Source organism: Nocardia sp. NPDC058244, assembly GCF_042882065.1.
GTDB lineage: Bacteria > Actinomycetota > Actinomycetes > Mycobacteriales > Mycobacteriaceae > Nocardia.
In genome coordinates this window covers 93159-115437 of the sequence record NZ_JBHVWX010000006.1, presented here as the reverse complement: position 1 = coordinate 115437, position 22279 = coordinate 93159, and the positions used below count along the sequence as shown (strand labels likewise).

Annotated in this window: 20 protein-coding genes; 3 read left to right on the top strand and 17 right to left on the bottom strand. The window is 71.0% G+C overall.

The window, feature by feature from the left end; translation table 11 throughout:
* Positions 1-44: 44 nt before the first annotated feature.
* From ACFVW6_RS19975 to ftsY, 5 genes are all read right to left on the bottom strand, one after another.
* On the bottom strand, positions 45-359 hold the full coding sequence (locus tag ACFVW6_RS19975) for a hypothetical protein (protein ID WP_378832136.1): 315 nt from the start codon (positions 357-359) through the stop codon (positions 45-47).
* A 133-nt stretch (positions 360-492) separates the two neighbouring features.
* Positions 493-2934: a [protein-PII] uridylyltransferase gene (locus tag ACFVW6_RS19970; RefSeq protein WP_355280499.1), complete on the bottom strand. Its 2442-nt coding sequence runs from the start codon at positions 2932-2934 to the stop codon at positions 493-495.
* 82 nt (positions 2935-3016) lie between these two features.
* Positions 3017-3355 carry a P-II family nitrogen regulator gene (locus ACFVW6_RS19965; protein WP_110036141.1) on the bottom strand — a complete coding sequence of 113 codons (339 nt, stop codon included), beginning with the start codon at positions 3353-3355 and terminating at the stop codon, positions 3017-3019.
* A 5-nt stretch (positions 3356-3360) separates the two neighbouring features.
* Positions 3361-4677 (bottom strand): ammonium transporter, encoded by a 1317-nt coding sequence (locus ACFVW6_RS19960; protein ID WP_355280497.1) that lies wholly within the window; start codon positions 4675-4677, stop codon positions 3361-3363.
* A gap of 341 nt (positions 4678-5018) precedes the next feature.
* The gene (gene ftsY / locus ACFVW6_RS19955) at positions 5019-6533 is read right to left on the bottom strand and encodes a signal recognition particle-docking protein FtsY (RefSeq protein ID WP_378832140.1); all 1515 of its coding nucleotides are present in this window, start codon (positions 6531-6533) and stop codon (positions 5019-5021) included.
* A 155-nt stretch (positions 6534-6688) separates the two neighbouring features.
* On the opposite strand from ftsY, the gene ACFVW6_RS19950 reads away from it, so the two are divergent.
* Positions 6689-7078: a DUF2237 family protein gene (locus ACFVW6_RS19950; RefSeq protein ID WP_019048221.1), complete on the top strand. Its 390-nt coding sequence runs from the start codon at positions 6689-6691 to the stop codon at positions 7076-7078.
* Here the strand turns inward: ACFVW6_RS19950 and ACFVW6_RS19945 are convergent.
* Positions 7062-7826 (bottom strand): TetR/AcrR family transcriptional regulator, encoded by a 765-nt coding sequence (locus tag ACFVW6_RS19945; RefSeq protein WP_378832142.1) that lies wholly within the window; start codon positions 7824-7826, stop codon positions 7062-7064. The genes ACFVW6_RS19950 and ACFVW6_RS19945 overlap by 17 nt on opposite strands.
* Before the next feature lie 111 nt (positions 7827-7937).
* On the opposite strand from ACFVW6_RS19945, the gene ACFVW6_RS19940 reads away from it, so the two are divergent.
* Complete coding sequence (locus tag ACFVW6_RS19940) at positions 7938-8849, top strand: NmrA family NAD(P)-binding protein (protein WP_378832145.1); 912 nt, start codon at positions 7938-7940, stop codon at positions 8847-8849.
* Positions 8850-8952: 103 nt separating this feature from the next.
* A complete protein-coding gene (locus ACFVW6_RS19935) occupies positions 8953-10161 on the top strand; it encodes an MFS transporter (protein WP_378832147.1) in 1209 nt (402 codons plus the stop codon).
* A 34-nt stretch (positions 10162-10195) separates the two neighbouring features.
* On the opposite strand, the gene ACFVW6_RS19930 is transcribed toward ACFVW6_RS19935, so the two are convergent.
* The 11 genes from ACFVW6_RS19930 to ACFVW6_RS19880 all read right to left on the bottom strand — a co-directional run bounded on the left by ACFVW6_RS19930 (position 10196) and on the right by ACFVW6_RS19880 (position 22020).
* Positions 10196-10843 (bottom strand): HAD family acid phosphatase, encoded by a 648-nt coding sequence (locus ACFVW6_RS19930; protein WP_378832150.1) that lies wholly within the window; start codon positions 10841-10843, stop codon positions 10196-10198.
* A 71-nt stretch (positions 10844-10914) separates the two neighbouring features.
* The gene (smc, locus tag ACFVW6_RS19925; RefSeq protein WP_378832152.1) at positions 10915-14541 is read right to left on the bottom strand and encodes a chromosome segregation protein SMC; all 3627 of its coding nucleotides are present in this window, start codon (positions 14539-14541) and stop codon (positions 10915-10917) included.
* Positions 14542-14741: 200 nt separating this feature from the next.
* Positions 14742-15248, bottom strand: a complete 507-nt coding sequence (locus ACFVW6_RS19920; RefSeq protein ID WP_378832154.1) for a DUF1707 domain-containing protein — start codon at positions 15246-15248, stop codon at positions 14742-14744.
* A gap of 85 nt (positions 15249-15333) precedes the next feature.
* Positions 15334-15789 carry a DUF350 domain-containing protein gene (locus tag ACFVW6_RS19915; protein WP_357344358.1) on the bottom strand — a complete coding sequence of 152 codons (456 nt, stop codon included), beginning with the start codon at positions 15787-15789 and terminating at the stop codon, positions 15334-15336.
* A gap of 34 nt (positions 15790-15823) precedes the next feature.
* Positions 15824-16987, bottom strand: a complete 1164-nt coding sequence (locus tag ACFVW6_RS19910) for a glutathionylspermidine synthase family protein (protein WP_357344357.1) — start codon at positions 16985-16987, stop codon at positions 15824-15826.
* Complete coding sequence (locus ACFVW6_RS19905) at positions 16987-17523, bottom strand: hypothetical protein (RefSeq protein WP_378832465.1); 537 nt, start codon at positions 17521-17523, stop codon at positions 16987-16989. Before ACFVW6_RS19905 ends, ACFVW6_RS19910 begins: the two co-directional genes overlap by 1 nt.
* A 211-nt stretch (positions 17524-17734) precedes the next feature.
* Complete coding sequence (locus ACFVW6_RS19900) at positions 17735-18016, bottom strand: acylphosphatase (RefSeq protein WP_355280480.1); 282 nt, start codon at positions 18014-18016, stop codon at positions 17735-17737.
* Complete coding sequence (locus ACFVW6_RS19895; RefSeq protein WP_355280478.1) at positions 18013-18456, bottom strand: OsmC family protein; 444 nt, start codon at positions 18454-18456, stop codon at positions 18013-18015. The genes ACFVW6_RS19900 and ACFVW6_RS19895 overlap by 4 nt, the downstream gene beginning before the upstream one ends.
* Positions 18457-18548: 92 nt before the next feature.
* Positions 18549-19256, bottom strand: coding sequence for a response regulator (locus ACFVW6_RS19890; protein ID WP_365007038.1), 708 nt, complete (start codon positions 19254-19256; stop codon positions 18549-18551).
* A gap of 59 nt (positions 19257-19315) precedes the next feature.
* Entirely contained in the window at positions 19316-21859 is a 2544-nt protein-coding gene (locus ACFVW6_RS19885) for an ATP-binding protein (protein ID WP_378832161.1), read from the bottom strand.
* The gene (locus tag ACFVW6_RS19880; RefSeq protein ID WP_355280474.1) at positions 21856-22020 is read right to left on the bottom strand and encodes a hypothetical protein; all 165 of its coding nucleotides are present in this window, start codon (positions 22018-22020) and stop codon (positions 21856-21858) included. The genes ACFVW6_RS19885 and ACFVW6_RS19880 overlap by 4 nt, the downstream gene beginning before the upstream one ends.
* Between the last annotated feature and the right edge of the window lie 259 nt (positions 22021-22279).

Here is a 22279-nt window from a genome sequence, read left to right as displayed (position 1 = left end):
CTGATCTGAAAGGGACGTCTATTGCCCTCCCAGGGTAATGGGTGTTATTCCCGGTGCCGCACGTGCGGTGGCGCGGTGCGCCGCAATTCGTGGTTTTCGATGTTCACCAGGTACACCGCCTCCCGGCCGGTGAGACCCAGCTCACGCGAGAGCGACTCGATCCGCTCCCATTCGGCATCGGGACTGTCGACGTGCCGGGCGGTCGTGGAGGCGATGGTCATCGCCGCCAGGGCCTGGGCGCCGGAGAGCGTGCGCCCCGGTAGCCACGAAACCACCCACAGGTCACCGCCGACGCAGCGCGCGATATGCGAGGTCGCGTCGCTGGTCATCATCGATGCGGATACGACTTCGATAGCCACGGATCTGCTCCCCTCGAACGAGTGACAGCCAGACCTCTCGAATGCTATAGGTCTCATCTCGACTGATCGGGCACCGGAGACCGTTGACGGGCAACCTGATAGCAATCGGTGGTGAAACTGTGTCCTGACTGTCTCAGTCGGCGCTCGGTTCGGGGGGCGGCGGCGGTGCCGGGAGCGGGACCACGTCCAGGACCGCCTTCTCGATGCGGTCGCGCAGCTGCGGGCTGTCGGCGTCGCCCAGATCGAGACAGAACGCGTCGACCACGGCCGAACCCATCGTGACCACCTTGGCCCAGCGCACGTTCACCCCGGCCGTCGCGAAGCTACCGGCCAGCCTGCTGAGCAGGCCGACCCGGTCCTCGGCGCGCAGTTCGAGAATCACCTGCCCCGGCGTACTGGTCGCCGACCAGATCATCCGCGGCTGGGCCCGCGCGTACCGGCCCGGTCCGGCGCCGATCGCCTCGGCCTCGCGCTTGGCGAGCACCTCGGGCAGGTTCAGCGCGCCGGTGGTGGCCCGGATCAGCTCCTGGCGCAGCAGACCCGCGTCCGGCGGGTCGCCGAATTTCGGGGTCACCGCGAAGGTGTTGATCGCCGACTCCCCCGCGCTGCCGAGCGAGGCCGACAGCACCCGCAGCGAATGCAGGGCCAGCACGCCGGCGGCGTCGGAGAGCAGGCCGGGCTCGTCGGGCGCGATGACGGTCACCAGGTAGGTGTGCTTGCCCTCGCCCGGGGCGAGCGTGACGTGGACGCCGCCCGCGCGCGCCTTCTCCAGCAGGTCGGGGTCGATCGGTTCCGGCTGCGGCAGCGGCTCCCCCGCCATCACCAGCTTGCAGCGGCGCACCAGATCGCCGATGAGCGAGGCCTTCCAGTCACCCCAGACGCCGGGGCCGGTGGCCATCGAGTCGGCCTCGGCCAGCGCGTGCAGCAGTTCGAGCAGACCGACGTCACCACCGAGCGCGTCGGCGACGAATCGCACGGTCTCCGGGTCGGCCAGGTCGCGCCGGGTCGCGGTGTCGGGGAGCAGCAGATGGTGGCGCACGATCGCGCTGAGCGTGCGCACGTCCGAGGGCCACAGGCCGAGCCTGCGGCCGATGTGGGTGGCCAGTTCGGCGCCGACGACGCTGTGATCGCCCGCCCGGCCCTTGCCGATGTCGTGCAGCAGCGCGCCGAGCGCGAGCAGGTCCGGCCGGGCGACCCGGGTACTGAGCGCGCCCGCGTAGGCGACGGTTTCCATCAGGTGCCGGTCGACGGTCCAGGTGTGCAGGGCGTCGCGGGGCGGCAGGTCGCGGACCGCGCCCCACTCGGGAAACAGCCTGCCCCACAGGCCGGTGCGATCGAGCGCCTCCACCGCGTCGATGCTGCCGCGGCCCGCGCCCAACAGGACCAGCAGGTCGTTGAGGGCGTCCTTGGGCCACGGCTCGCGTAGCTCGGGGGCGTCCTCGGAGAGCCGGTTGAGCGTGGTCGCCGACATCGGCAGCCCGGTCTGCGCCGAGGCGGCGGCGACCCGCAGGATCAGGCCGGGATCGCGCTGTGGCCGCGCGTCCCTGGCCAGCACCACCTCGCCGGAGTGCTCGACCACCCCCTCATCGAGTGGTCGGCGCACCGGCATCCGCCGCAGCCTGGCCAGGCCGCGGCGCGGCAGCGCGTTGGCCGCGGTGCGCAGACCGACATCGGTCGAGTAGCTCACCGTGCGGGCCGAATCGCTCAACGTGCGGGCCAGATCGAACCGGTCGCCGATGCGCAGGGCCGCGCCGATCTCGTCGGCGTCTTGGGCGCGCAGCTGGTCGCGGGCGCGCCCGGCGACCCGGTGCAGTTCGGTGCGCACGTCGAGCAGTCTGCGGTGGGCCTGCTTCAGCCCGCCGCCGGGGACCTCGGGGCCGAGGCCGGGCATGGCGTCGGTCAGCTGGGCGATGGCGAGCGCGTCGAGCAGCTGGATGTCGCGCAGGCCGCCCCGGCCGTTCTTGAGGTCGGGTTCGGCGCGGTGGGCGATCTCGCCGCTGCGCTGCCAGCGCGCGGTGGTCTGGGCGATCAGCTCGTCGAAACGGGACCGGATGCCGGTCCGCCATTCCCGGCGCACGCCGCCGATGAGCAGGTTGGACAGGTCCTCGTCGCCGACGATGTGGCGGGCTTCGAGCAGGCCGAGCGCGGCGACCATGTCGTCGGCGGCCACCCGCAGGGCCTGCGGCACGGTGCGGACGCTGTGATCGAGCTTGATGTGGGCGTCCCACAGCGGATACCAGAGCTGATCGGCGACCTCCGACACCACGGCCGGGTCGACGTCGTCGTGCAACAGTACGAGGTCCAAGTCGGAGAACGGCAGCATCTCGCGGCGGCCGAGGCCACCGACCGCGACGACGGCCAGGCCGCTGTCGGCGGTGATGCCGAGCTCGTTGCCCTTGCTGGTCAGCCACAGTTCGAACAGGTCGACCAAAGCCGCGCGCAGCGATTCCGGATCGAGCCGGGGATTGCGGGGCCCCGCCCCGTCGAGCAGCTGCGCCCTGGCCTTCACCAGGTCGGCCGCCCCGTTGTTCTGAATACCGCCGTTCTGTTGTGCCACAGTCCCACCGCCATTCATGCGGGCGGCCCCGCCCCGACCGGTCCTGCCGGTGGGAGCGGGGCCGCCGCTCGATCGTTTACAACCGTGCGTCGCTACCGAATTACAGTGCGTCGCTTCCGCGCTCGCCGGTGCGGACCCGGATGATGGTGTCCACCGGGGTCACCCACACCTTGCCGTCACCGATCTTCCCGGTGCGCGAGGCCTCGACGATCACCTCGACGACCTTCTCGACCGACGCGTCGTCGACGACGACCTCGACGCGAACCTTCGGAACGAAGTCCACCGAGTACTCCGCGCCGCGGTAGACCTCGGTGTGGCCCTTCTGCCGGCCGTACCCCTGGACCTCACTGACGGTCATGCCGAGCACGCCTGCCTGTTCCAGCCCGGTCTTCACGTCTTCGAGCGTGAACGGTTTGACGATTGCCGTAACCAGTTTCATGTTCGTCATGCCTCCTTGACGAGCGAGCGTGCCGTGCCACCCACAGCAGCGAAATCGTAAGCGGTTTCCGCGTGCTCGGACTCGTCCAGGCCCGCCGCCTCGGACTCTTCGCTCGCGCGCAGGCCGATGGTGAACTTGATCGCGTACGCGATCACGGCCGTCGCGACGAGCGAGTAGGCCAGGACGGTGAAGGCACCGACAGCCTGCAGCTTCAACTGCTCGACTCCACCACCGTAGAACAGACCCTCGACAGCTGCGGGAGCTTCGGCCGTGGCGACCAGGCCGACCATCAGGGTGCCGACCAGACCACCGACCAGGTGGACGCCGACGACGTCGAGCGAGTCGTCGAAGCCGAAGCGGAACTTCAGGCCCACGGCCAGGGCGCACAGCGCGCCGGAGACGACACCGATGGCCAGCGCGCCGACCACGTTCACCGAGGAACAGGCCGGGGTGATCGCGACCAGACCGGCGACGATGCCCGAGGCGGCACCGAGGGAGGTCGGGTGGCCGTCACGAATCTTCTCCACGAGCAGCCAGGCGAGCATCGCGGCCGCGGTGGCGATGGTGGTGGTGATGAAGGTGGCACCCGCGATGCCGTTGGCACCCAGCGCCGAACCGGCGTTGAAGCCGTACCAGCCGAACCACAGCAGACCGGCGCCGAGCATGACGAACGGCAGGTTGTGCGGACGGAACGGGGTCTTCGGCCAGCCCTTGCGCTTGCCGAGGATCAGGCAGAGGACCAGGCCCGCCGCACCGGCGTTGATGTGCACCGCGGTACCACCGGCGAAGTCGATGGCCTTGAGGTTGTTGGCGATCCAGCCGCCCTGCTCAGCGGTGTAGCCGTCGAAGGCGAAGACCCAGTGCGCGACGGGGAAGTAGACGACCGTGGCCCAGATTCCGGCAAATACGAGCCACGAGCCGAACTTGAGGCGGTCGGCGACCGCGCCCGAGATGAGTGCGACCGTGATGATCGCGAACATGAGCTGGAAGGCGACGAAGACCGTCAGCGGGATACCCGCGGTGATCGGGGCCGTCGGGTCCTCCGGGGTCGCGGTGAACAGCGGGATACCCGGCGAGTCGGCGCCGGTGCCACCGAAGATGCTCTTCAGCCCGAAGTACTGGAGGGGGTCACCGAGGAGGTTGCCCTTGTCCTCACCGAAAGCCATCGAAAAGCCGTAGAGAACCCACAGGACGGTGACCACGCCCATCGCGGAGATGCTCATCATGATCATGTTCAGCACGTTCTTGCCACGGACCATACCGCCGTAGAAGAACGCCAGACCCGGCGTCATGAGCAGCACGAGCGCTGCGGACGCCAGCATCCAAGCGGTGTCACCGGTATCCGGTGTACCGATCAGTGGAAATGCCACCTTGTCTTCCTCCTCATCTCGGGCCTCGCCGATGACGGCAAAAGGACCTGTACAGAAGGGTCGCCACTCGGTGTTTCATCCGTTGAGCTGTGGTGTTTCACCTGAGTGAACGGATAGCGCGGTTGTGTTGCTTCCACGTTTCCTGTGGTTGGCCATCGCGGAGCACCTCACGGTGAGGCCGGTACGAGTGTGCGGTTCGCCCGCGGTTCGCGCGGGGAGGTGGACACGGCGTTTCCCCAGGAAAACGACGATGCCCGCCCGATCGCTGGATCGGGCGGGCATCGTAGGGATGGTTACGCGGCGCCGCCGAGCAGCGCGTCGACGAAGGCACCGGGCTCGAACGGCGCCAGATCGTCGGCGCCCTCACCGAGACCGACCAGCTTCACCGGCACCCCGAGCTCGTGCTGCACCTGGAACACGATGCCGCCCTTGGCGGTGCCGTCCAGTTTGGTGAGCACGACACCGGTGATGTCGACGACGTCGGCGAACACCCGGGCCTGCATCAGGCCGTTCTGGCCGACGGTCGAGTCGAGGACCAGCAGCACCTCGTCGACCTCGGCCTTCTTCTCCACGACCCGCTTGACCTTGCCGAGCTCGTCCATCAGGCCGGTCTTGGTATGCAGGCGGCCCGCGGTGTCGACCAGGACCGCGTCGACCCCGCGATCGATGCCGGCGGTGACCGCGTCGAAGGCGACGGCAGCCGGATCGGCGGCCTCCTTGCCGCGCACGGTCTCGGCGCCGACCCGCTCGCCCCAGGTCTGCAGCTGGTCGGCGGCGGCGGCGCGGAAGGTGTCGGCGGCGCCGAGCAGCACCCGGCGGCCGTCGGCGACGAGCACGCGGGCCAGCTTGCCGGTGGTGGTGGTCTTGCCGGTGCCGTTGACACCGACGACCAGCAGGATCGCCGGATGATCGGCGTGCGGGAGCGCGTGGATGGACCGGTCCAGCTCGGGGCGCAGCGCCTCGATCAGCACGTCACGCAGCGCGGCGCGGGCCTGTTCCGGGGTGCGCACGCTGCGCGCGGCCATCTCCTCGCGCAGGCGTTCGACGATCTTCGCGGTGCTCGCGGTGCCGATATCGGCCAGCACCAGGGTGTCCTCGATCTCCTCCCACGACTCCTCGTCAAGGTCACCGCCGCCGAGCAGGCCGAGCAGGCTCTTGCCGACGGCGTTCTGCGAGCGGGACAGGCGGCCGCGCAGGCGTTCGAGACGGCCCGCGGTGGGGTCGATCTCCTCGATCGCGGCGGCGACGGCGTCGACCTCGGCGGGGGCGGGCTCCTCGGCGACGGCGGGTTCGGCGGGGGCGGCCTCGGCCGGGGTGGGTTCGGTCTCGACCGGCGCGGGCTCGGTGGGCGCGGTGTCGGTCGGCGCGGCATCGGTCGCGGTAGTTTCGGTCGCGGTGGTTTCGGTCGCGGCAGTGTCGGTCGCGGTGGTGTCGAGGGAGCTCAGGTCGTCCGGGACCACGACGGTCTCGTCGACCTGCACATCGGCCTCGGGCAGCGGCACGTCGGTGATCCCGCGGCGGGGGGCATCGCGCGGGACGGCCGCGTCGTCACCGACGTGCGGCTGGCCCTCGTCGTCGGTGCGCTCCCCCACCGGTTCGGGCTTCGGCAGCGTGGCCGCCGACCCGCCCTGACTGAAACTGAATCCGCCGGACGCGGTGTACCCACCGGACCGGTCCGTCAACTCCTTGTCCGGCTCGGGCGGTGCCAGGGAGATCTGGCGCCGCTTGTACAGGACGAAACCCGCGACGAGCGCCACCAACAGCACGGCGGCGATCGCGGCGATCAGGATCCACGCTTGCGAACTCACCCGGCCGAGTCTATTCGGGGGGCGGGTCGCGGCACGTCGGCGGCGTCGGCGCGGCGGGTCGGTGACGGGCGCCGGGGCGCATCGGCACGCCGGGGAAACACTACAGATTCGTTGTCCTGCGGAACTTCTGGCGCTCGCCCCATAGGATCGGCGACGTGACCGATCGAAACGTGCTTGGGGGGCCGCTGGAAGAGTGCGGCACCGATCCTCTCACGGGCTTCTACCGGGACGGCTGCTGCAGCACCGGTCCGGAGGATCTCGGCAGCCACACCGTGTGCACGGTCGTGACGGCGGAATTCCTGGAGCATCAGGCATCCATCGGCAACGACCTCAGTACTCCGCGTCCGGAGAACAATTTCCCCGGCCTGCAGCCGGGCGACCGCTGGTGCGTGGTGGCGGTGCGCTGGCTGCACGCCCACGAGGACGGTGTCGCCGCGCCGGTGGTGCTGGCCGCGACACACGAGAACGCCCTGGAGGTCATCTCCATGGACATCCTCCGCAAATACGCGGTAGACGTCCCGGACGACGTCAGCGATCTGCTGTAGGCGCCAGGTGACGCCTGCGGTGCGCCTTCTGCCTGCAGGCTGCCGAGCAGTAGCGGGCGGGCCTGCCGGTGCCCGACCGGCGTACCGGCTCGGCGCACACGGGACACCGCGGAGTTTCGTCACTCTGGTGCGTTTCGTCACGGTCTGAGGTCGTCGGTTCCGTGACGCTCGACGGGCGGCCACGCAGCGCGTCGAGGACGAGCACGACGGCGGGCGCGAGCGGTTCGCCCGCGCGCCGATGCCGTTGGATCGCCACGCAGCCGGTGAAGATGTCGAGCACGTCGGCGACGCCGACATCGCGGCGGACCGCGCCCTGGCGCTGGGCGGCGGTGAGCAGGGCGCCGAGCGCGCGATGGAAGCGGTTGCCCGCGCCGCGCAGCAGGGCGCGCGGCCAGCCGTCGTCGGATTGCACCAGGTCGCACAGGTCCTTGTTGCCCGGCGTCGTCACGATGACATGGGTGCACAGCGCGAAGAAGGCCGCGCCGGGGTCGGGATCGGCCAGGTGGTCGGCGGCCAGCGCGGCGAGCCGGTCGACCCGCTGCTGCATGACCGCTTCCAGCAGGTCGGTCTTGGTGGGGAAATGCCGGTGGACCGTGCCCGCGCCGACTCCGGCCCGGCGGGCCACCTCGGCGAGTGAGACGGTGGTGCCGCGCTCGGCGAGCAATCGCTGGGCGGCGACCAGGATCAGCGCGCGGTTGCGCCGGGCATCGGCTCGGATCACCGGTTCCACGCCGTTGTCGACGGTCATTTCGTTACGCCTTCCCCACACCACACCTGGTCGACCGGGTCGTCCCGCCCGTACCGTCCGGCATACGGGTCGACCGACCCGATTGTAGGGAACGAAACGGAGCTCATCCACATGTCGTCAGCACTGCCCGTTCTGATCACCGGCGCGACCGGCAAGCAGGGCGGCGCCACCGCCCGCAAGCTGCTCGCCGACGGTCACCCGGTCCGCGCCCTCGTCCGCGATCCCGCCGCCCCCGCGGCCCGCGCCCTGGCCGCCGCGGGCGCCGAACTCGCCGTCGGCGACTTCGACGACCCGCCGACGCTGCGGGCGGCGGCCACCGGCGTGCGATCCGTATTCCTGGTTCCCCCAGCCGATTACGGACCCGACGGCTGGGACGCGGGCGACGAGGGCCGCCGTGGCGCCGCCATGGTCGACGCGGCCCGCGCGGCGGGCGCCGACCAGATCGTCTTCACCGGCGTGGCCACCCTCGGCTCGGCCGAGTCGTGGGGCCAGGAGGGAAAACGCCGGATCGAGGACGCGGTCGCCGCATCCGGGCTGCGCTACACCGTGCTGCGCCCGGTGCGCTTCATGGAGAACTACCTCATCCAGGGCCTGCCGGTCGACGGCATCAGGGCGGGCGGGGAACATCGGCACCTGTTCCCGGCCGACCGGCCGCTGCAGATGATCGCCCTGGCCGACATCGCCGAATTCGCCGCGCTGGCCTTCGCCGATCCGGCCGGCTGGCACGGCCGGACCCTGGAACTGGCGGGCGAGGCGATCACCCCGGTCGCGGCCGCCGCGGCCATCGCCGAGGCGATCGGCAGGCCGGTCCACTACCGCGAGATCGCGGAGTCCGAGGCCGAGGCGATCGGCCCCCAGCTGGGCAATACCTGGCGCCTGATCCGCGAGACCGGCGGCTGGCACGCCGACCTGCCCGCCCTGCGCCTGCTGCACCCGGGCCTCACGACACTGCGCGAATGGCTGTCCACCGGCGGTGCGGCCAGGATTCTGGCCACGATCGAGGAGTCGGCGCCGGTCGCCTGACGCCCACCGGCTCCCCCCGCCACGAGACAGAATCGGCACGCCGGGACGGTGACGGCGGGATCCCGCCAGCCACCGGTACGGCCGATTCCTACCGTCGATCGATGTGAATGCTGAAGCTGTCGCCACGCTGCCCAGAACCCCGCTGCGTGGCTCCGTCGTGTTGTTCATGTCGCTGGCCGCGGCGCTGGGGACCGCGGCGCTCTATCCGCTGCAACCCGCGATCGCCGGGGTGGCGGACTCGGTCGACGCGCGGATCGCGGTGGTGGGTGTCGCGTTGGCGTGCGGGCCGGTCGGATACCTGGTCGGGCTCGGGCTGCTCGTTCCGCTGGTCGACCGGTTCTCGCCCGCGCGGCTGCTCGCGGTGCAGTTCGGGGTGCTGGCCGGGGCGTCGGCGGTGTGCGCGGCGGTCGAGCGCGCGTGGCAGTTGGGGCTGGTGATCGGTGTCGTCGGCGCGTGTTCGGCGGTGGGCGCCGGGCTCAGTTCGGTGGCGGGGCGGCTCGCGCCACCGCATCGGCGCGCGACGATCCTCGGCATCGTGACCGCGGGGATCTCCGCCGGGATCCTCGCCGGGCGGATCGTCGGCGGGTGGCTCGCCGACGAGATCGGCTGGCGCGGAATGCAGCTGACCTTCGCCGCCGCCTGCGGCTTCGTCGCCCTCGGTTGCCTGGTGGTACTGCCCGGCGAGCGGGGCGCGACCGACCGCGGCTACCTCGAGACGCTGCGTTCGCTGCCCCGCCTGCTGGCCCGCGACGACACGCTGCGCACCGCGTCGATCCGGGGCGCGCTGTGGTTCTTCGCGTTCTGCGCGGTGTGGAGCGGACTCGCGGTCGCGCTGGCCGAGCCGCCGTTCGCGTATTCGGCGGAACGGATCGGCCTGTACGCCCTGGCCGGGCTGTCGGGCATCGCGGCGACGCGGGTCGCGGGCGCGTGGACCGATCGGGTCGGCCCGCGGCGGGTCCTGCTGATCGGCCTCGCGCTGGCCGGATTCGCCGCGCTCGTCCTGGGCGGCACGCTGAGCAGCACCGCGGTCACGCTCGTCTGCCTCGCGCTGTTCGACGCCGGGCTCTTCGCCGCCCAGGTCGCGAATCAGAGCACCGTGCTCGCCATCGACCCGGCCTCGCCCGCCCGCTTCAACAGCGCGTACATGATCGTGTACTTCGTGGGCGGCAGCCTCGGCACCGCCTTCGGCGCGGCCGCGGTCGAGTGGTTCGGCTGGACCGCGACGGCCACGATCGCGGCACTCGCGATCGTGGCCGCGGCGACCGCCGTCGCGCTCGGCAGCTCGCCGTCGGCGCGGCCGATGATGCGCTGACCACCGCCGCCGCGCGGACCCGGCGCCGCGCGGATCAGTTCAGCGCGCCGTTGTAATCCGGGAACTTGAAGGTGCGCTCGGCATGCCCGCCGGACAGGTCCGATGGGCTGTTGCCGATATTCGCGACGATCGTGTAGCCCTTGCTCTCGATATCGACCCGGCTCGCCGTCTTGTACTCGGCCAGTCCGGCATTGCCCGCCGACAGCGTGGTCGGCGCGCTGCCGTACAGCCCGTCCACCGGGTAGCCCACCGAGGTCAGGTTCGCCTGCGAGTAGGCGCCGATCAGCGCGGGCCTGCCGGTGACGAAGATGATCGCCGCGCCGTTCTGCTTCGCCCAGGTGGCCAGGTCGAGCACGGGCTGGATCGCCGGGATGATCAGCCCCGCGTTGTAGGACGTCTCGAGCGTCGTGTTGTCGATGTCGAAGACGATCGCGGGCTTGGTCGCGCCGGGCAGCCTGCCGGCGAGGTAGGTCTTGGCCTCGGCCACGACGGGCGTGATCTCCCCGATCCACTGCGCGTACGGCGGCAGCTCGGACTTGTTGCCCGACAGCGAGGACGAGCCACCACCGGAGGAACCACCACCGGACAGCGACGACGATCCGGTGTCGGCACCCGCCACGGGGAGCGGGGCGAGGAGCGCGGCCGCGATGCCGGCGACCAGCGATGCTGTAACACGTTTCATCCGTCGCACGCTAACAGCGGCCCCGACCGATGAAATGTGTTGGCATTTCACAATCCCGGACAGTGGGACTGCTACGCCGGAGCGCCCACCGGATCGGTATCGGTCGCCTCGGCCCGGTTCAACCGCTGCGAGATCACCTGGGTGATGCCGTCACCGCGCATGCTCACGCCGTAGAGCGCGTCGGCGATCTCCATAGTCGGCTTCTGGTGGGTGATGACGATCAGCTGGCTCTTCTCCCGCAGCTGCTCGAACAGGCCGATGAGCCTGCGCAGGTTGGTGTCGTCCAGGGCGGCCTCGACCTCGTCCATCACATAGAACGGGGACGGCCGCGCCCGGAAGATGCTGACCAGCAGGGCGACCGCGGTCAGCGACTTCTCGCCACCGGAGAGCAGCGACAGCCGCTTGACCTTCTTGCCCGGCGGCCTGGCCTCCACCTCGATGCCGGTGGTGAGCATGTCGGAGGGGTCGGTGAGCACGAGCCTGCCCTCGCCACCGGGGAACAGCTTGGCGAAGACGCCGACGAACTCCCGCTCCACGTCGGCGTAGGCCTCGGTGAACACCTGCAGGATGCGCGCGTCGACCTCGGCGACCACGTCGAGCAGGTCCTTGCGCGCGTTCTTGACGTCTTCGAGCTGGGTGGCGAGGAAGTTGTAGCGCTCCTCGAGCGCCGCGAACTCCTCCAGCGCGAGCGGATTCACCTTGCCGAGGGTGGTGAGGTCCTTCTCGGCGCGTTTGGCGCGGCGCTCCTGGGAGGCCCGGTCGTAGGGCATCGGCTGCGGCGCGCTGACCTGCTCGCCGCGTTCCTTGGCGGCCTCGTACTCCTGCATCTCCAGCGCCGAGGGCGGCAGCGGGACATCGGGTCCGTATTCGGCGACGAGATCGGCCAGCGCGATGCCGAACTGCTCGGCGATGGTCGTCTCCAGCTGTTCGATGCGCAGCGCCGCTTGGGCTTTGGCGACCTCGTCGCGGTGCACGGCGTCGGTGAGCTGGGCCAGCTGGGTGGTCAGCGCCCGCGCCCGCTCCTTCACCTGCTCGAGCGCGGCGGCGCATTCACCCCGGCGCCGGACCAGCTCGTCGCGCCGGGCCGCGGCGGCGGCCACGACCCGCTCGAGCTCGTGCGCGATCTTCGCGCCCGACTCCGCGACCGCGGCGGCCACCGCGGCGGCCTGGCGGCGCGCGGCCTGTGCCCGTTCGGCCCTGGCCCTGGCCTCGCGCTCGGCGCGGGCGGCCCGGCGCAGCGAATCCGCCTTGCCGCGGACCGATTCCGCGCGTTCCTCGGCGGTGCGCACGGCCAGCCTGGCCTCGACCTCCATGGTGCGGGCCTCGGCGAGGGCGGCCGCGGCCTCCTCGCGTTCGCGGCCCGCGGTCTCGGTGCCCGCGGCGCCGTAGCTGTCGTCGCCGCCGTCGTGTTCCATCTCGGCGTGGCGCAGCCGGTCCTCGAGCTCGGCGAGGGACGCCAGCGACTTCTCCCTGGCCGCCTCGGCGTCGGCGCGCTGGGTCGCCAGGCGCTCGCCCTCGGTCTGCGCCGACCGCGCGGTCTGGCCGACCCGGGCCAGCCGGTCGTAGATCGCCAGCAGCGCCTGGTCGGATTCGTGCAGCGCCATCAGCGCGTGGTCGGCGGCGTCCTTGCGGTCGGTTTGCTCGGCCAGCGCGCCGGCCAGCGCCGCTTCCAGCTCCTCGGCCCGGCGCTGCGCGGCCGCCAATTCGGCGGTGGCGGTATCGATCTCGGCCTGCACCTCGAGCTGGCTCGGCATCCGCTCCGAGCCACCGACGATCCAGCCCGACCCGGCCAGATCGCCGTCGCGGGTGACCACGCGCAGTTCGGGACGCAGCGCGACGAGTTCGGTGGCGGTCGCCAGATCGTCGACGACCACCACCCCCGCGGTGAGCGCCGCCAGCGCGGGGCGCACCGCCTCGGCGCCGTCGACGACCTCGGCCAGCCAGCGCGCTCCCGACGGCAGGCCGCCGCGTTCGGTGGGAACCAGTCCGGCGGTGGCGAAGACGAAGGCGACCCGGCCACCGTCGCCGGAGCGCAGCTCGCGCACGGCGGCGTCGGCGGCGGTCGGGGTCTCGGCGGTGATCGCGTCGGCCAGCGGGCCGAGCAGCGCGGCGACCGCGGCCTCGAAACCGCCGTCGACCCGCAGCTGCGCCGAGAGCCGGTCACCGAGGCCGCTGACCCCGTGCTCGAGCAGCCAGGCCGCGCCGTCCTTGCGGGCCAGGTTCATCCCGAGCGCCTCGATGCGGGCGCCGAGCCGGGCCACCAGCTTGCTCGCCTCGCGGTCGTGTTCACGCAGCTCCCGCACGCGTTCGTCGGCCAGTGCCAGGGCGGCGACGGCGTGCTCGTGCTGGGCGTCGAGGCCCTTCTCCCCCGCGTCCAGTTCGCCGAGTTCGTCCTGCACCGCGTCGTATTCGACCTGGGCGGCCTCGCCGCGATGGCGGGCGTCGGCGATGGCGACCGAGAGCCGGGCGATCTCGGCGTCCACCGATTGCGACTTCGTGCGCAGGTTCTCGACCTGGCCCGCGAGCCGGGCCAGCCCCTCGCGCCGATCGGCGATGGCGCGCACGGCGGCCAGATGCGCCTGCTCGGCGGCCTTGGCGGCGTGCTCGCGGTCGGCGAGCGCCTCCCTGGCGGCTTCGAGCGTTTCGGCGGCCATCTCCACCGCGTAGCGCAGCTCGGCTTCCTCGGCCTCGATCCGGTCGGCCTCGGCCTCGAGCTGCTCGGGGTCACGGCCGGTACCGACCGGCGTCTCGGTGTGCAGGTGCCGCGCCCGGTCACCGGCGATGCGGATGGTGGCGTTGACCCGCTCGGCCAGCGCGGACAGCTGGAACCAGGTCTGCGCGGCGGCCTCGGCGCTGGGGCTCAGCCGGGAGAGCTGGAACTCCTGCTGCGCGAGCGCGGCATTGGCGGCGTCGAGCTCGGTCTGCACGGTGATCTGCTGCTCGCGGGCGTAGGCCTCCTTGCTGAGCTGGGACTGCAGCTCGCCGCGCCGGGTCACCAGATCGTCGGCGGCCAGCCGCAGCCGGGCATCGCGCAGGTCGGCCTGCACGGTCTGCGCCCGCCGCGCCACCTCGGCCTGCCTGCCGAGCGGCTTGAGCTGGCGGCGCAGTTCGGTGGTGAGGTCGGTGAGCCGGGCGAGGTTGGCCTGCATCGCGTCGAGCTTGCGGACGGCCTTCTCCTTGCGCCGCCGGTGCTTGAGCACACCCGCGGCCTCCTCGACGAACGCGCGCCGGTCCTCCGGGCGCGACTCCAGGATCGCCGAGAGCTGGCCCTGCCCCACGATGACGTGCATCTCGCGGCCGATACCGGAGTCCGACAGCAGTTCCTGCACGTCCATCAGCCGGCAGCTGCTGCCGTTGATCTCGTACTCGCCCGCGCCGTCACGGAACATCCGCCGGGTGATCGATACCTCGGCGTAGTCGATCGGCAGCGCGCCGTCGGAGTTGTCGATCGTCAGCGTCACCTCGGCGCGGCCGAGCGGGGCGCGACCGGTGGTGCCGGCGAAGATGACGTCCTGCATCTTGCCGCCCCGCAACGCCTTGGCACCCTGCTCACCCATCACCCAGGTGAGCGCGTCCACGACATTGGATTTCCCGGACCCGTTCGGCCCGACGACACAGGTGATCCCCGGTTCGAAGCGCAGCGTGGTCGCGGAAGCGAAGGACTTGAACCCTTTGAGGGTCAAGCTCTTGAGATGCAAGGCCGGCCCGCCTCTCCGCGATCAGGCCAGACTCGAGCGCGAGGAAATCGGCGCATGCGGCTGGCGGTCGGTATCGGGTTGCGGTAGCCCGTTCCCGACGAGATACCCGTGTGCTCGCGTGAGCATACCCGTCGCTACCGGCTGCTCTGCGGCAGTGCGGGCGATCCGGGCCGTGGGGCGGCCACCGGGCCGCCGAGCGCTCAGCCCCGGTGCGGGCGATCCGGGTTGTGCGGGTCCATGTGCTGGACGTGCTTCATATGCTTCTCGAGCTGGCGCAGGTGGGTCTGGGTGCCCGGCGTGGCTTCCCAGCCGGTGAGGACGCGGAAGACCAGGACAGCGCCCCACGGGCCGATGACCCACATCGGCCAGAAATACGTGAGCTCGCCCGCGCTCAACGAGATCAGACCCCAGATGACCACCACGATCAGGCTGACGCCGAGCCAGCTGCCCGCCTCGATGCGCTGCCAGACCGGGATCCGCGCGCCCTTCTTCTCGGCGGGCGCGCTCGCCTGCTGCTGCGTGGTCAGCTGCGGCAGGTCCGACAGCACGACGGCGAGCTCGTCGCGGGTGGCGGTCGCGTAGACCTTGGCGACGCGCTGGTCGTATTCGGTGAGGTCGAGCCTGCCGTCGGCGAGATGGGTGCTCAGCTGCGCGACGATGGCGTTGCGCTCGGCATCGGACGCGCGTGTGCCTGGGGTGATGTCCATCCCGACATCCTCTCGTTCACCAACCACAGTGGACAGCTGTTTCCAGCCTCCACCCTCCACTGTGTGATGTCAACCGCGGCGCCGGTCACAGGATGGCGAACGCCACCACCAGACCCAGGGCGAAGTGCGCGGCGGCGACCACCAGCACCTCGGGGGTGTAGGTGTCGGAATGCAGCGTGCGGCCGATGTCGATGCCGGTGACCTTCTCGATCACCCGCACCGAGACCACCTGCGCGATGATGCCGACCAGGCCGTACACGACCGCGGCGATCAGCCCCTCGGACAGCTTGTTCACCCCGCCGGTGGCCAGCACCGCGAACACGACGATGAACGCCATGCTGACCATCCCCGCCGCGGACACGATCAGCGCGTTCGGCTTGCCCGCGACGACGAGGTCGCGCAGCTTGCCGGGCGTGGTCAGGTCGATGGCGAAGAAGCCGATCAGCATCAGCGCGAGACCGATGAGGCAGTACAGGATGATGGCGCCGACGCCTTCACCGAGCGCGCTCCAATAACCCGATTCCAGGGCGAGGGCGGTCATCGTGGTCCTTTCGAACAGTGTTGTGTGGTCACGGTCAGTCGACGATGCGGTGCGGGACGAAGGCGGCGCCGTCGTCGGTGATCAGGCCCGCCGTCTCCCGGATGCCGAGGCCCGCCGCCGTGTCACCGACGACCCAGGCGCCGAGCACCGGGCGCATGCCGTCGAATTCCGGGAGCGGATCGAGCAATTGGTAGACGAAGCCCTCGGCGCCGTAGACGCCGCCGGTCGCGGTCTCCATGCCGGGACCGACGATGGTCATGTTGGCGCCCTCGCGGCCGAGCTTGGGCTTGCGGATGTACTCGGTGAGCTCGTGCGGGCTGTCGAGGTAGGCGGGCAGCAGGTTCGGGTGGCCGGGATACATCTCCCAGAGCACCGCCAGCAGCGCCTTGTTGCTGAGCAGCGTGGTCCACAGCGGTTCGACCCAGGCGGTGGCGGGCAGGCTCTCGACCACGCGCTTGCCGAAGTCGTCGTCGAGGATCCACTCCCACGGGTACAGCTTGAAGGCCGCCTCGATCGGCGCCTCGGCCAGATCGACGAACCGGTGCAGTTCGGTGTCGAAGCCGATCTCCTCGATCGGCAGCGCGACCGTGTCGAAGCCCGCCTCGGCGGCGGTCTCCTGCATGTAGGCGGTGGTCACGTTGTCCTCGCCGGTCGCGTCCGCGCCCGACCAGGTGAAGTGCAGCTCGGTGCCGGGCAGCACGCCGCGCAGCTCGGTCCAGCGCTCCACCAGCTTCTCGTGCAGCGAATTCCACTGGTCGCCACCGGGATACACCTGCTGCAACCAGTGCCACTGGATGATCGCGGCCTCGAGCAGCGAGGTCGGGGTGTCGGCGTTGTACTCGAGCAGTTTGGCCGGTCGGCGCGCGTCGTAACGCAGGTCGAAGCGGCCGTAGACGTACGGGTCACTGCGCCGCCAGGATTCGGCGATCGGCCCCCAGCTCCATTCGGGCAGGCCGAAATCGGCGTAGCGCTCGGTGAGGACCACGTGCTCGGCCGCGTGCAGGCACATCGACTGCAGCAGTTCCACATCGGCTTCCAGCGCGAGGATCTCGTCCATCGAGAACTCGTAGTGCACCGACTCGTCCCAGTACGGGCGCGGCTGACCGCTGGCATCGCGGCCGGGCGCGCCGTAGACCAGTCCCTGACTCTCGATGATCTGCTGCCAGCCCGGACGCGGCGTACTCGCCACCCGCCGCACTAGGACCCGCTCCCGCCGGTGGACTTGCTGCCGAGCCCGCCACGCTGGATCGTGGTGCCGCTCTTGGTGGTGACGGTGGCGTTGCGCGGCTTCACCGAGCTGCCGCCGCTGGGCGGCTTGCCGATGGTGGGGGTGCCGCCGTAGTGGTAGCGGTACTGCGGCCAGCCGAGCAGGATCAGGCTGCCCGCGCCGCCGTGGCTGGTGTCGCTGCGGAAGTTGGATTTGCCGTTACCGCAGTACTCGTCGGCGACGACGACCTCGTTGCCGTTCTGGTCGATCTGCACGCAGGACGCGGTCACCTGATCCGGCGCCGAGATGGCGCGGTAGGCCAGATAGCCACCGCCGACCAGGGCGGCGACACCGACGACGGCGACACCGCCGATCATCACCCGTTTCCTGGTGCGCCGCTTGGCTTCCGCGGCCTCGGCGGCGGCGCGCTGGGCCTGTTCGGCCTGCTTGCGCGCCTTGTCGCGCGCCCGTGCCTCGCCGACCGTCGGCGGGCGGGGCTGGGTGACCCCGGGTTCCTGCCTGGCCATCCGGCCGGGCCGCGCCTGCTCGTTCGCCGGCGGTTCCGGCGGCTGCTGCGGCATCGGCGGCCAGCCCGCACCGGGGTCGGGCGGTGTCCAGCCCGCACCGGGGTCCGGTGGCTGGTGGGGCGAGCGTCCGGAGCCGCGCGCAGGCGGCTCATCGGGCGGACCAGGGTTCTGTGTGCTCACCGCTGCCGCCCCCTAGCCCCCGAAGTCACCACTAGCGCTCCTCGAATCCCGTCATGTCGCCCCGCGCGGGCTCCCAGCTTTCCACAACCAGGTCGACCCGACCAGGCGCCTGGCCGGACCGTAGCAGGTCCAGCAGCTTCGCGCCCGCCGTTCGCGGTCCTTCGGCGACCACGTGCACCCGCCCGTCGCTGTGGTTGCGGGCATAGCCGGTGAGCCCGAGTTCCAGTGCGCGCGAGCGGGTCCACCAGCGGAAACCCACCCCCTGCACCATCCCGTGCACCCACGCGCTGAGCCGCTGCGGCCCCTCGCTCATGCGTCGATATCGAAGTTCAGCGTCACCTTGGTGCCCGCCTTGAGGGTGCGGCCCACGGTGCACACCTTGTCGACGGCCCGCTGCACGGTGACCAGTAGTCGCTCGCGCGCGGCCTCGTCGAGTTCGGACAGGTCCAGCTCGAGGACCTCGTCGAGCTGCGGGTACAGCTCGTTCTCGCGGTCGGCGTCGCCGGAGACGCGGATGGTGGCGTCGAAGTCGTCGCCGAGGCGGCGCGAGAGCGGCAGGTCGGAGCTGAGGCCGGTGCAGGCGGCCAGCGCGATCTTCAGCAGCTCACCGGGGGTGAACGCGCCTTCCACACCCTGCGAGGCGATCAGTACCTCGGCGCCGCGGTTGCTGCGCCCGGTGTAGGCCCTGGTTCCGGTGCGCTCGACCCACAGCTCGGTGGGTGCGGTGGTCACGGGTGCGTTCTGCTCAGCCATGCCTAGATCCTGCCATTCACGTCGCGGACGATTCACGCCTGGGAACGCCTGCGTGCGCGGCGGCATTCCGGCGGGGTGACCCGCGGCACCCCTCATTCCTGGAAGCGGTACCCCATACCCGCCTCGGTCAGCAGGTGCCGGGGGTTGGCCGGGTCGTCCTCGAGTTTGCGGCGCAGCTGCGCGAGGTAGACCCGCAGGTAGTGGGTCTCGGTGGCATAGGCGGGCCCCCACACCTCGCGCAGGAGTTCCTTGCGGCCCACCAGTTTTCCGCGATTGCGGACCAGCATCTCGAGCATCCCCCACTCGGTGGGGGTCAGGTGCACCGGCTCGCCCCGCTTGGTGACCTTCTTGGCGACCAGATCGACGGTGAACGAATCGGTGACCACCACCGGGTCGACGCTGTCGACCTCGGTCGCGCCGCGCCGGACCGCGGCGCGCAGCCGGGCCAGCAGTTCGTCCATGCCGAACGGCTTGGTGACGTAGTCGTCGGCGCCCGCGTCGAGCGCTTCGACCTTGTCGGCGGAGTCGGTGCGCGCCGAGAGCACCAGCACCGGCGCCGAGGTCCAGCCGCGCAAACCGGCCAGCACCTCGATGCCGTCCATATCGGGCAGGCCCAGGTCGAGCACGATGACGTCGGGGTGCCGTTCGGCGGCGGCACGCAGCGCGGCCGCACCGTTGCCCGCGGTGATCACCTCGTACCCGCGCACCGACAGATTGATCCGCAAGGCCCGCACGATCTGTGGCTCGTCGTCGACCACCAGCACCTTGGTGGCCGCAGGAGCCTGATTCTTGTCCGTCATCACCGTTCCTGAGTTGTGGCCGGGCGTCCCGACCCGAGCTGGAGCGACTGCCGATGCGGTCATCGGTCAGTCTCGTCGGATTCGGGCGCGCTGTCATCGTCCGTCGTCGGCGCGGCGCTGGTGCCCGACGGCAGGTCGACGAGCATCGTCAGCCCGCCGCCGGGGGTCGGCTCGGCGTGGACGGTGCCGCCCATCGCTTCGACGAAGCCGCGGACCACCGACAGACCAAGGCCGACGCCGGTGGTGTTGTCGCGGTCCCCTAGGCGCTGGAAGGGTTCGAACAGCTGCTCCTCGGTGCCTGCGGGGACGCCGGGCCCGACGTCGACGACGGCGATCGAGACCCGGTCGCCGTCATGTTCGGCGGTGACTCGTACCGGTGTATCGCGACCGGAGTGGCGCAGCGCGTTGTCGATCAGATTCGCCAGCACGCGTTCGAGCAGACCGAGGTCCGCCAGTACCGAGACCTCCCCGACCTCCACCTTCACCCGGTCCATCGCCGCGCGCCGCAGGCCGCGGGTACCCATCCCGACGCTGACCAGCGCACGATGCACCGCCTCGTCCATGTAGACCTGCCGCAGCTGCGGGGTGACGACACCGACCGCGATCCGCGACGAGTCGAGCAGATTGCCGACCAGCGCGGTCAGCTGGTCGACGGACTCCTCGATCGCCTCCAGCAGTTCGCCGGTGTCCTCGGCCGAGAACTCGATATCGTCGCTGCGCAAGCTCGACACCGCCGCCTTCGCTCCGGCCAGCGGGGTGCGCAGATCATGGCTCACGGCCGACAGCAGCGCCCGGCGCAGCCGGTCGGCCTCGAGCAACGCGGCCGCCGCACTGGCCTCTTCCGCCAGCTCGGCCTGCCGCACCAGCCCGACGGCCTGGTTGGCCACCGCGTTGAGCACGGGGCGGTCGGAGGAATCGATCGCCCGGCCCGCGAGCAGCAGGTGGCTCAGCGCGTCGCCCGCCTCGATCACGGTGTCGGCGTCGGATGCCCTGGCGGGCGGGTCGACCCCGACGGAGGCGACGATCTGCTCACCGCACTGCACGCTGACCGCGCGCTGCCCGTAGGTCTCGCGGACCTGCTCGAGCAGATTCGGCAGATCGGCGCCGTGCAGGACCGAGCCGGCGAACATCGTCAGCAGCTCCGCCTCGCGCGAGGCCTTGCGCGCCTGCAGCGTCCGCTTGGCCGCGACATCGACCAGGGCCGCCACGGCCACCGCGACGATGAGCAAGACCACTACGGTGACGAAGTTGTCCGGCTCGGCGATGGTGAAGCTGTAGCGGGGATCGGTGAAGTACCAGTTCAGCAGCAGGCCCGACAGCAGCGCCGACAGCCCGGCGGGCACCACGCCGCCGAACAGCGCCACCGCCACCACCCCGATGAAGAACATGGCACTGAGCCCGCCCAGCTGCAGCCAGCCGTCGAGGAGCAGCCCGCACACCAGGCTCACCAGCACCGGCACGACGATCGCGGCCAGCCAGGCCGTCACCGGCCTGCGCGGGCGCAGCCACGCTTTGCGGACGCCGCGGTTGGCTTCCTCGTGCGTCACCATGTGGACGTCGATCTTGCCGGAGCGCTGCACCACGGTGGAGCCGATGCCCTCGTCGAGGATTCGCGCCCACCGGGAGCGCCGCGAGGTGCCCAGTACCAGCTGGGTGGCGTTGACCTCGCGGGCGAATTCGAGCAGCGCGGTGGGCACGTCGTCACCGGTGACGGTGTGCAGCGAGGCGTCCAGACCGGCGGCGAGTTCGCGCAGGGTCGCCATCCGCTCGGTCGAGACCCCGGCCAGCCCGTCACCGCGCACCACGTGCACGACGACCAGATCGGCGCTGGCCTTCGACGCGATCCGCCCGGCCCGGCGCACGACGGTCTCCGATTCCCGGCCGCCGGTGACCGCCACGACCACGCGTTCGCGGGCCTCCCACAGCTCGGTGATCTTGTGGTCGGCCCGGTACTTGGCCAGCGCCGCGTCCACCTGGTCGGCCAGCCACAGCAGCGCGAGTTCGCGCAGCGCGGTCAGATTGCCGGGGCGGAAGTAGTTGCGCAGCGCCGCGTCGACCTTGTCGGCGGCGTAGACGTTGCCGTGGGAGAGCCTGCGCCGCAACGCCTCCGGGGTGAGGTCGACCAGTTCCACCTGGTCGGCGGCCCGCACCACCGCGTCGGGCACGGTCTCGCGCTGCTCGATTCCGGTGATCTGCGCGACGACGTCGTTGAGGCTCTCCAGGTGCTGCACGTTCACCGTCGAGATGACGTCGATGCCCGCGTCGAGCAGCTGTTCCACATCCTGCCAGCGCTTCTCGTGCACGCTGCCCGGCACGTTGGTGTGCGCCAACTCGTCGACGAGCACCACCGCGGGTCTGCGGGCCAGCACCGCGTCGACGTCGAGTTCGGGCAGCTGCGTCCCCCGGTAGACGACCGTCTTGAGCGGAATCCGCTCGATGCCGTCGAGCAGGTCGGCGGTCTTCTTCCGGCCGTGCGTCTCGACGACGGCGGCGACCACATCGCGGCCGCGTTCCAGCCGCCGGTGCGCTTCGCCGAGCATGGCGTAGGTCTTGCCGACGCCCGGCGCCGCACCGAGGTAGATGCGCAGTTGTCCGCGTTTCACCAGTCCATCATCGCGGGTCGGCGGGCCGGGGCAGGCGAGCGCACCGGCAACACACCGACGGTCACCATCGGCGCGTGCGAGGTGTTCAACCTGCCGAGCACACGGATCAACAGCAGCGATCCGACGAAACCGAGGATCACCGCAAGGGTCACAACAGACACCGCGATCTCACTTTCCGTGAACAGGGGCCCGGCGGCGTCCGTCGCCGGCCGGAGCCCCATTCTCACCGCGTGTTCGTCGCCCGATCTCGATCTTTACGGGGTGTTGACGGCTTTGGCCCCGGCCTTGACGGCTTCCGCACACCCGATCGGGGCGCCCCCGCGTCAACAGGCCGTAAAGGCCGCGCCGCCCGGCGCTAAGGAGTCGTAAGGAACCCACGCCGCGTCCCGTTCCGGCGTTTCACTCACCTTGGCGCTCCAC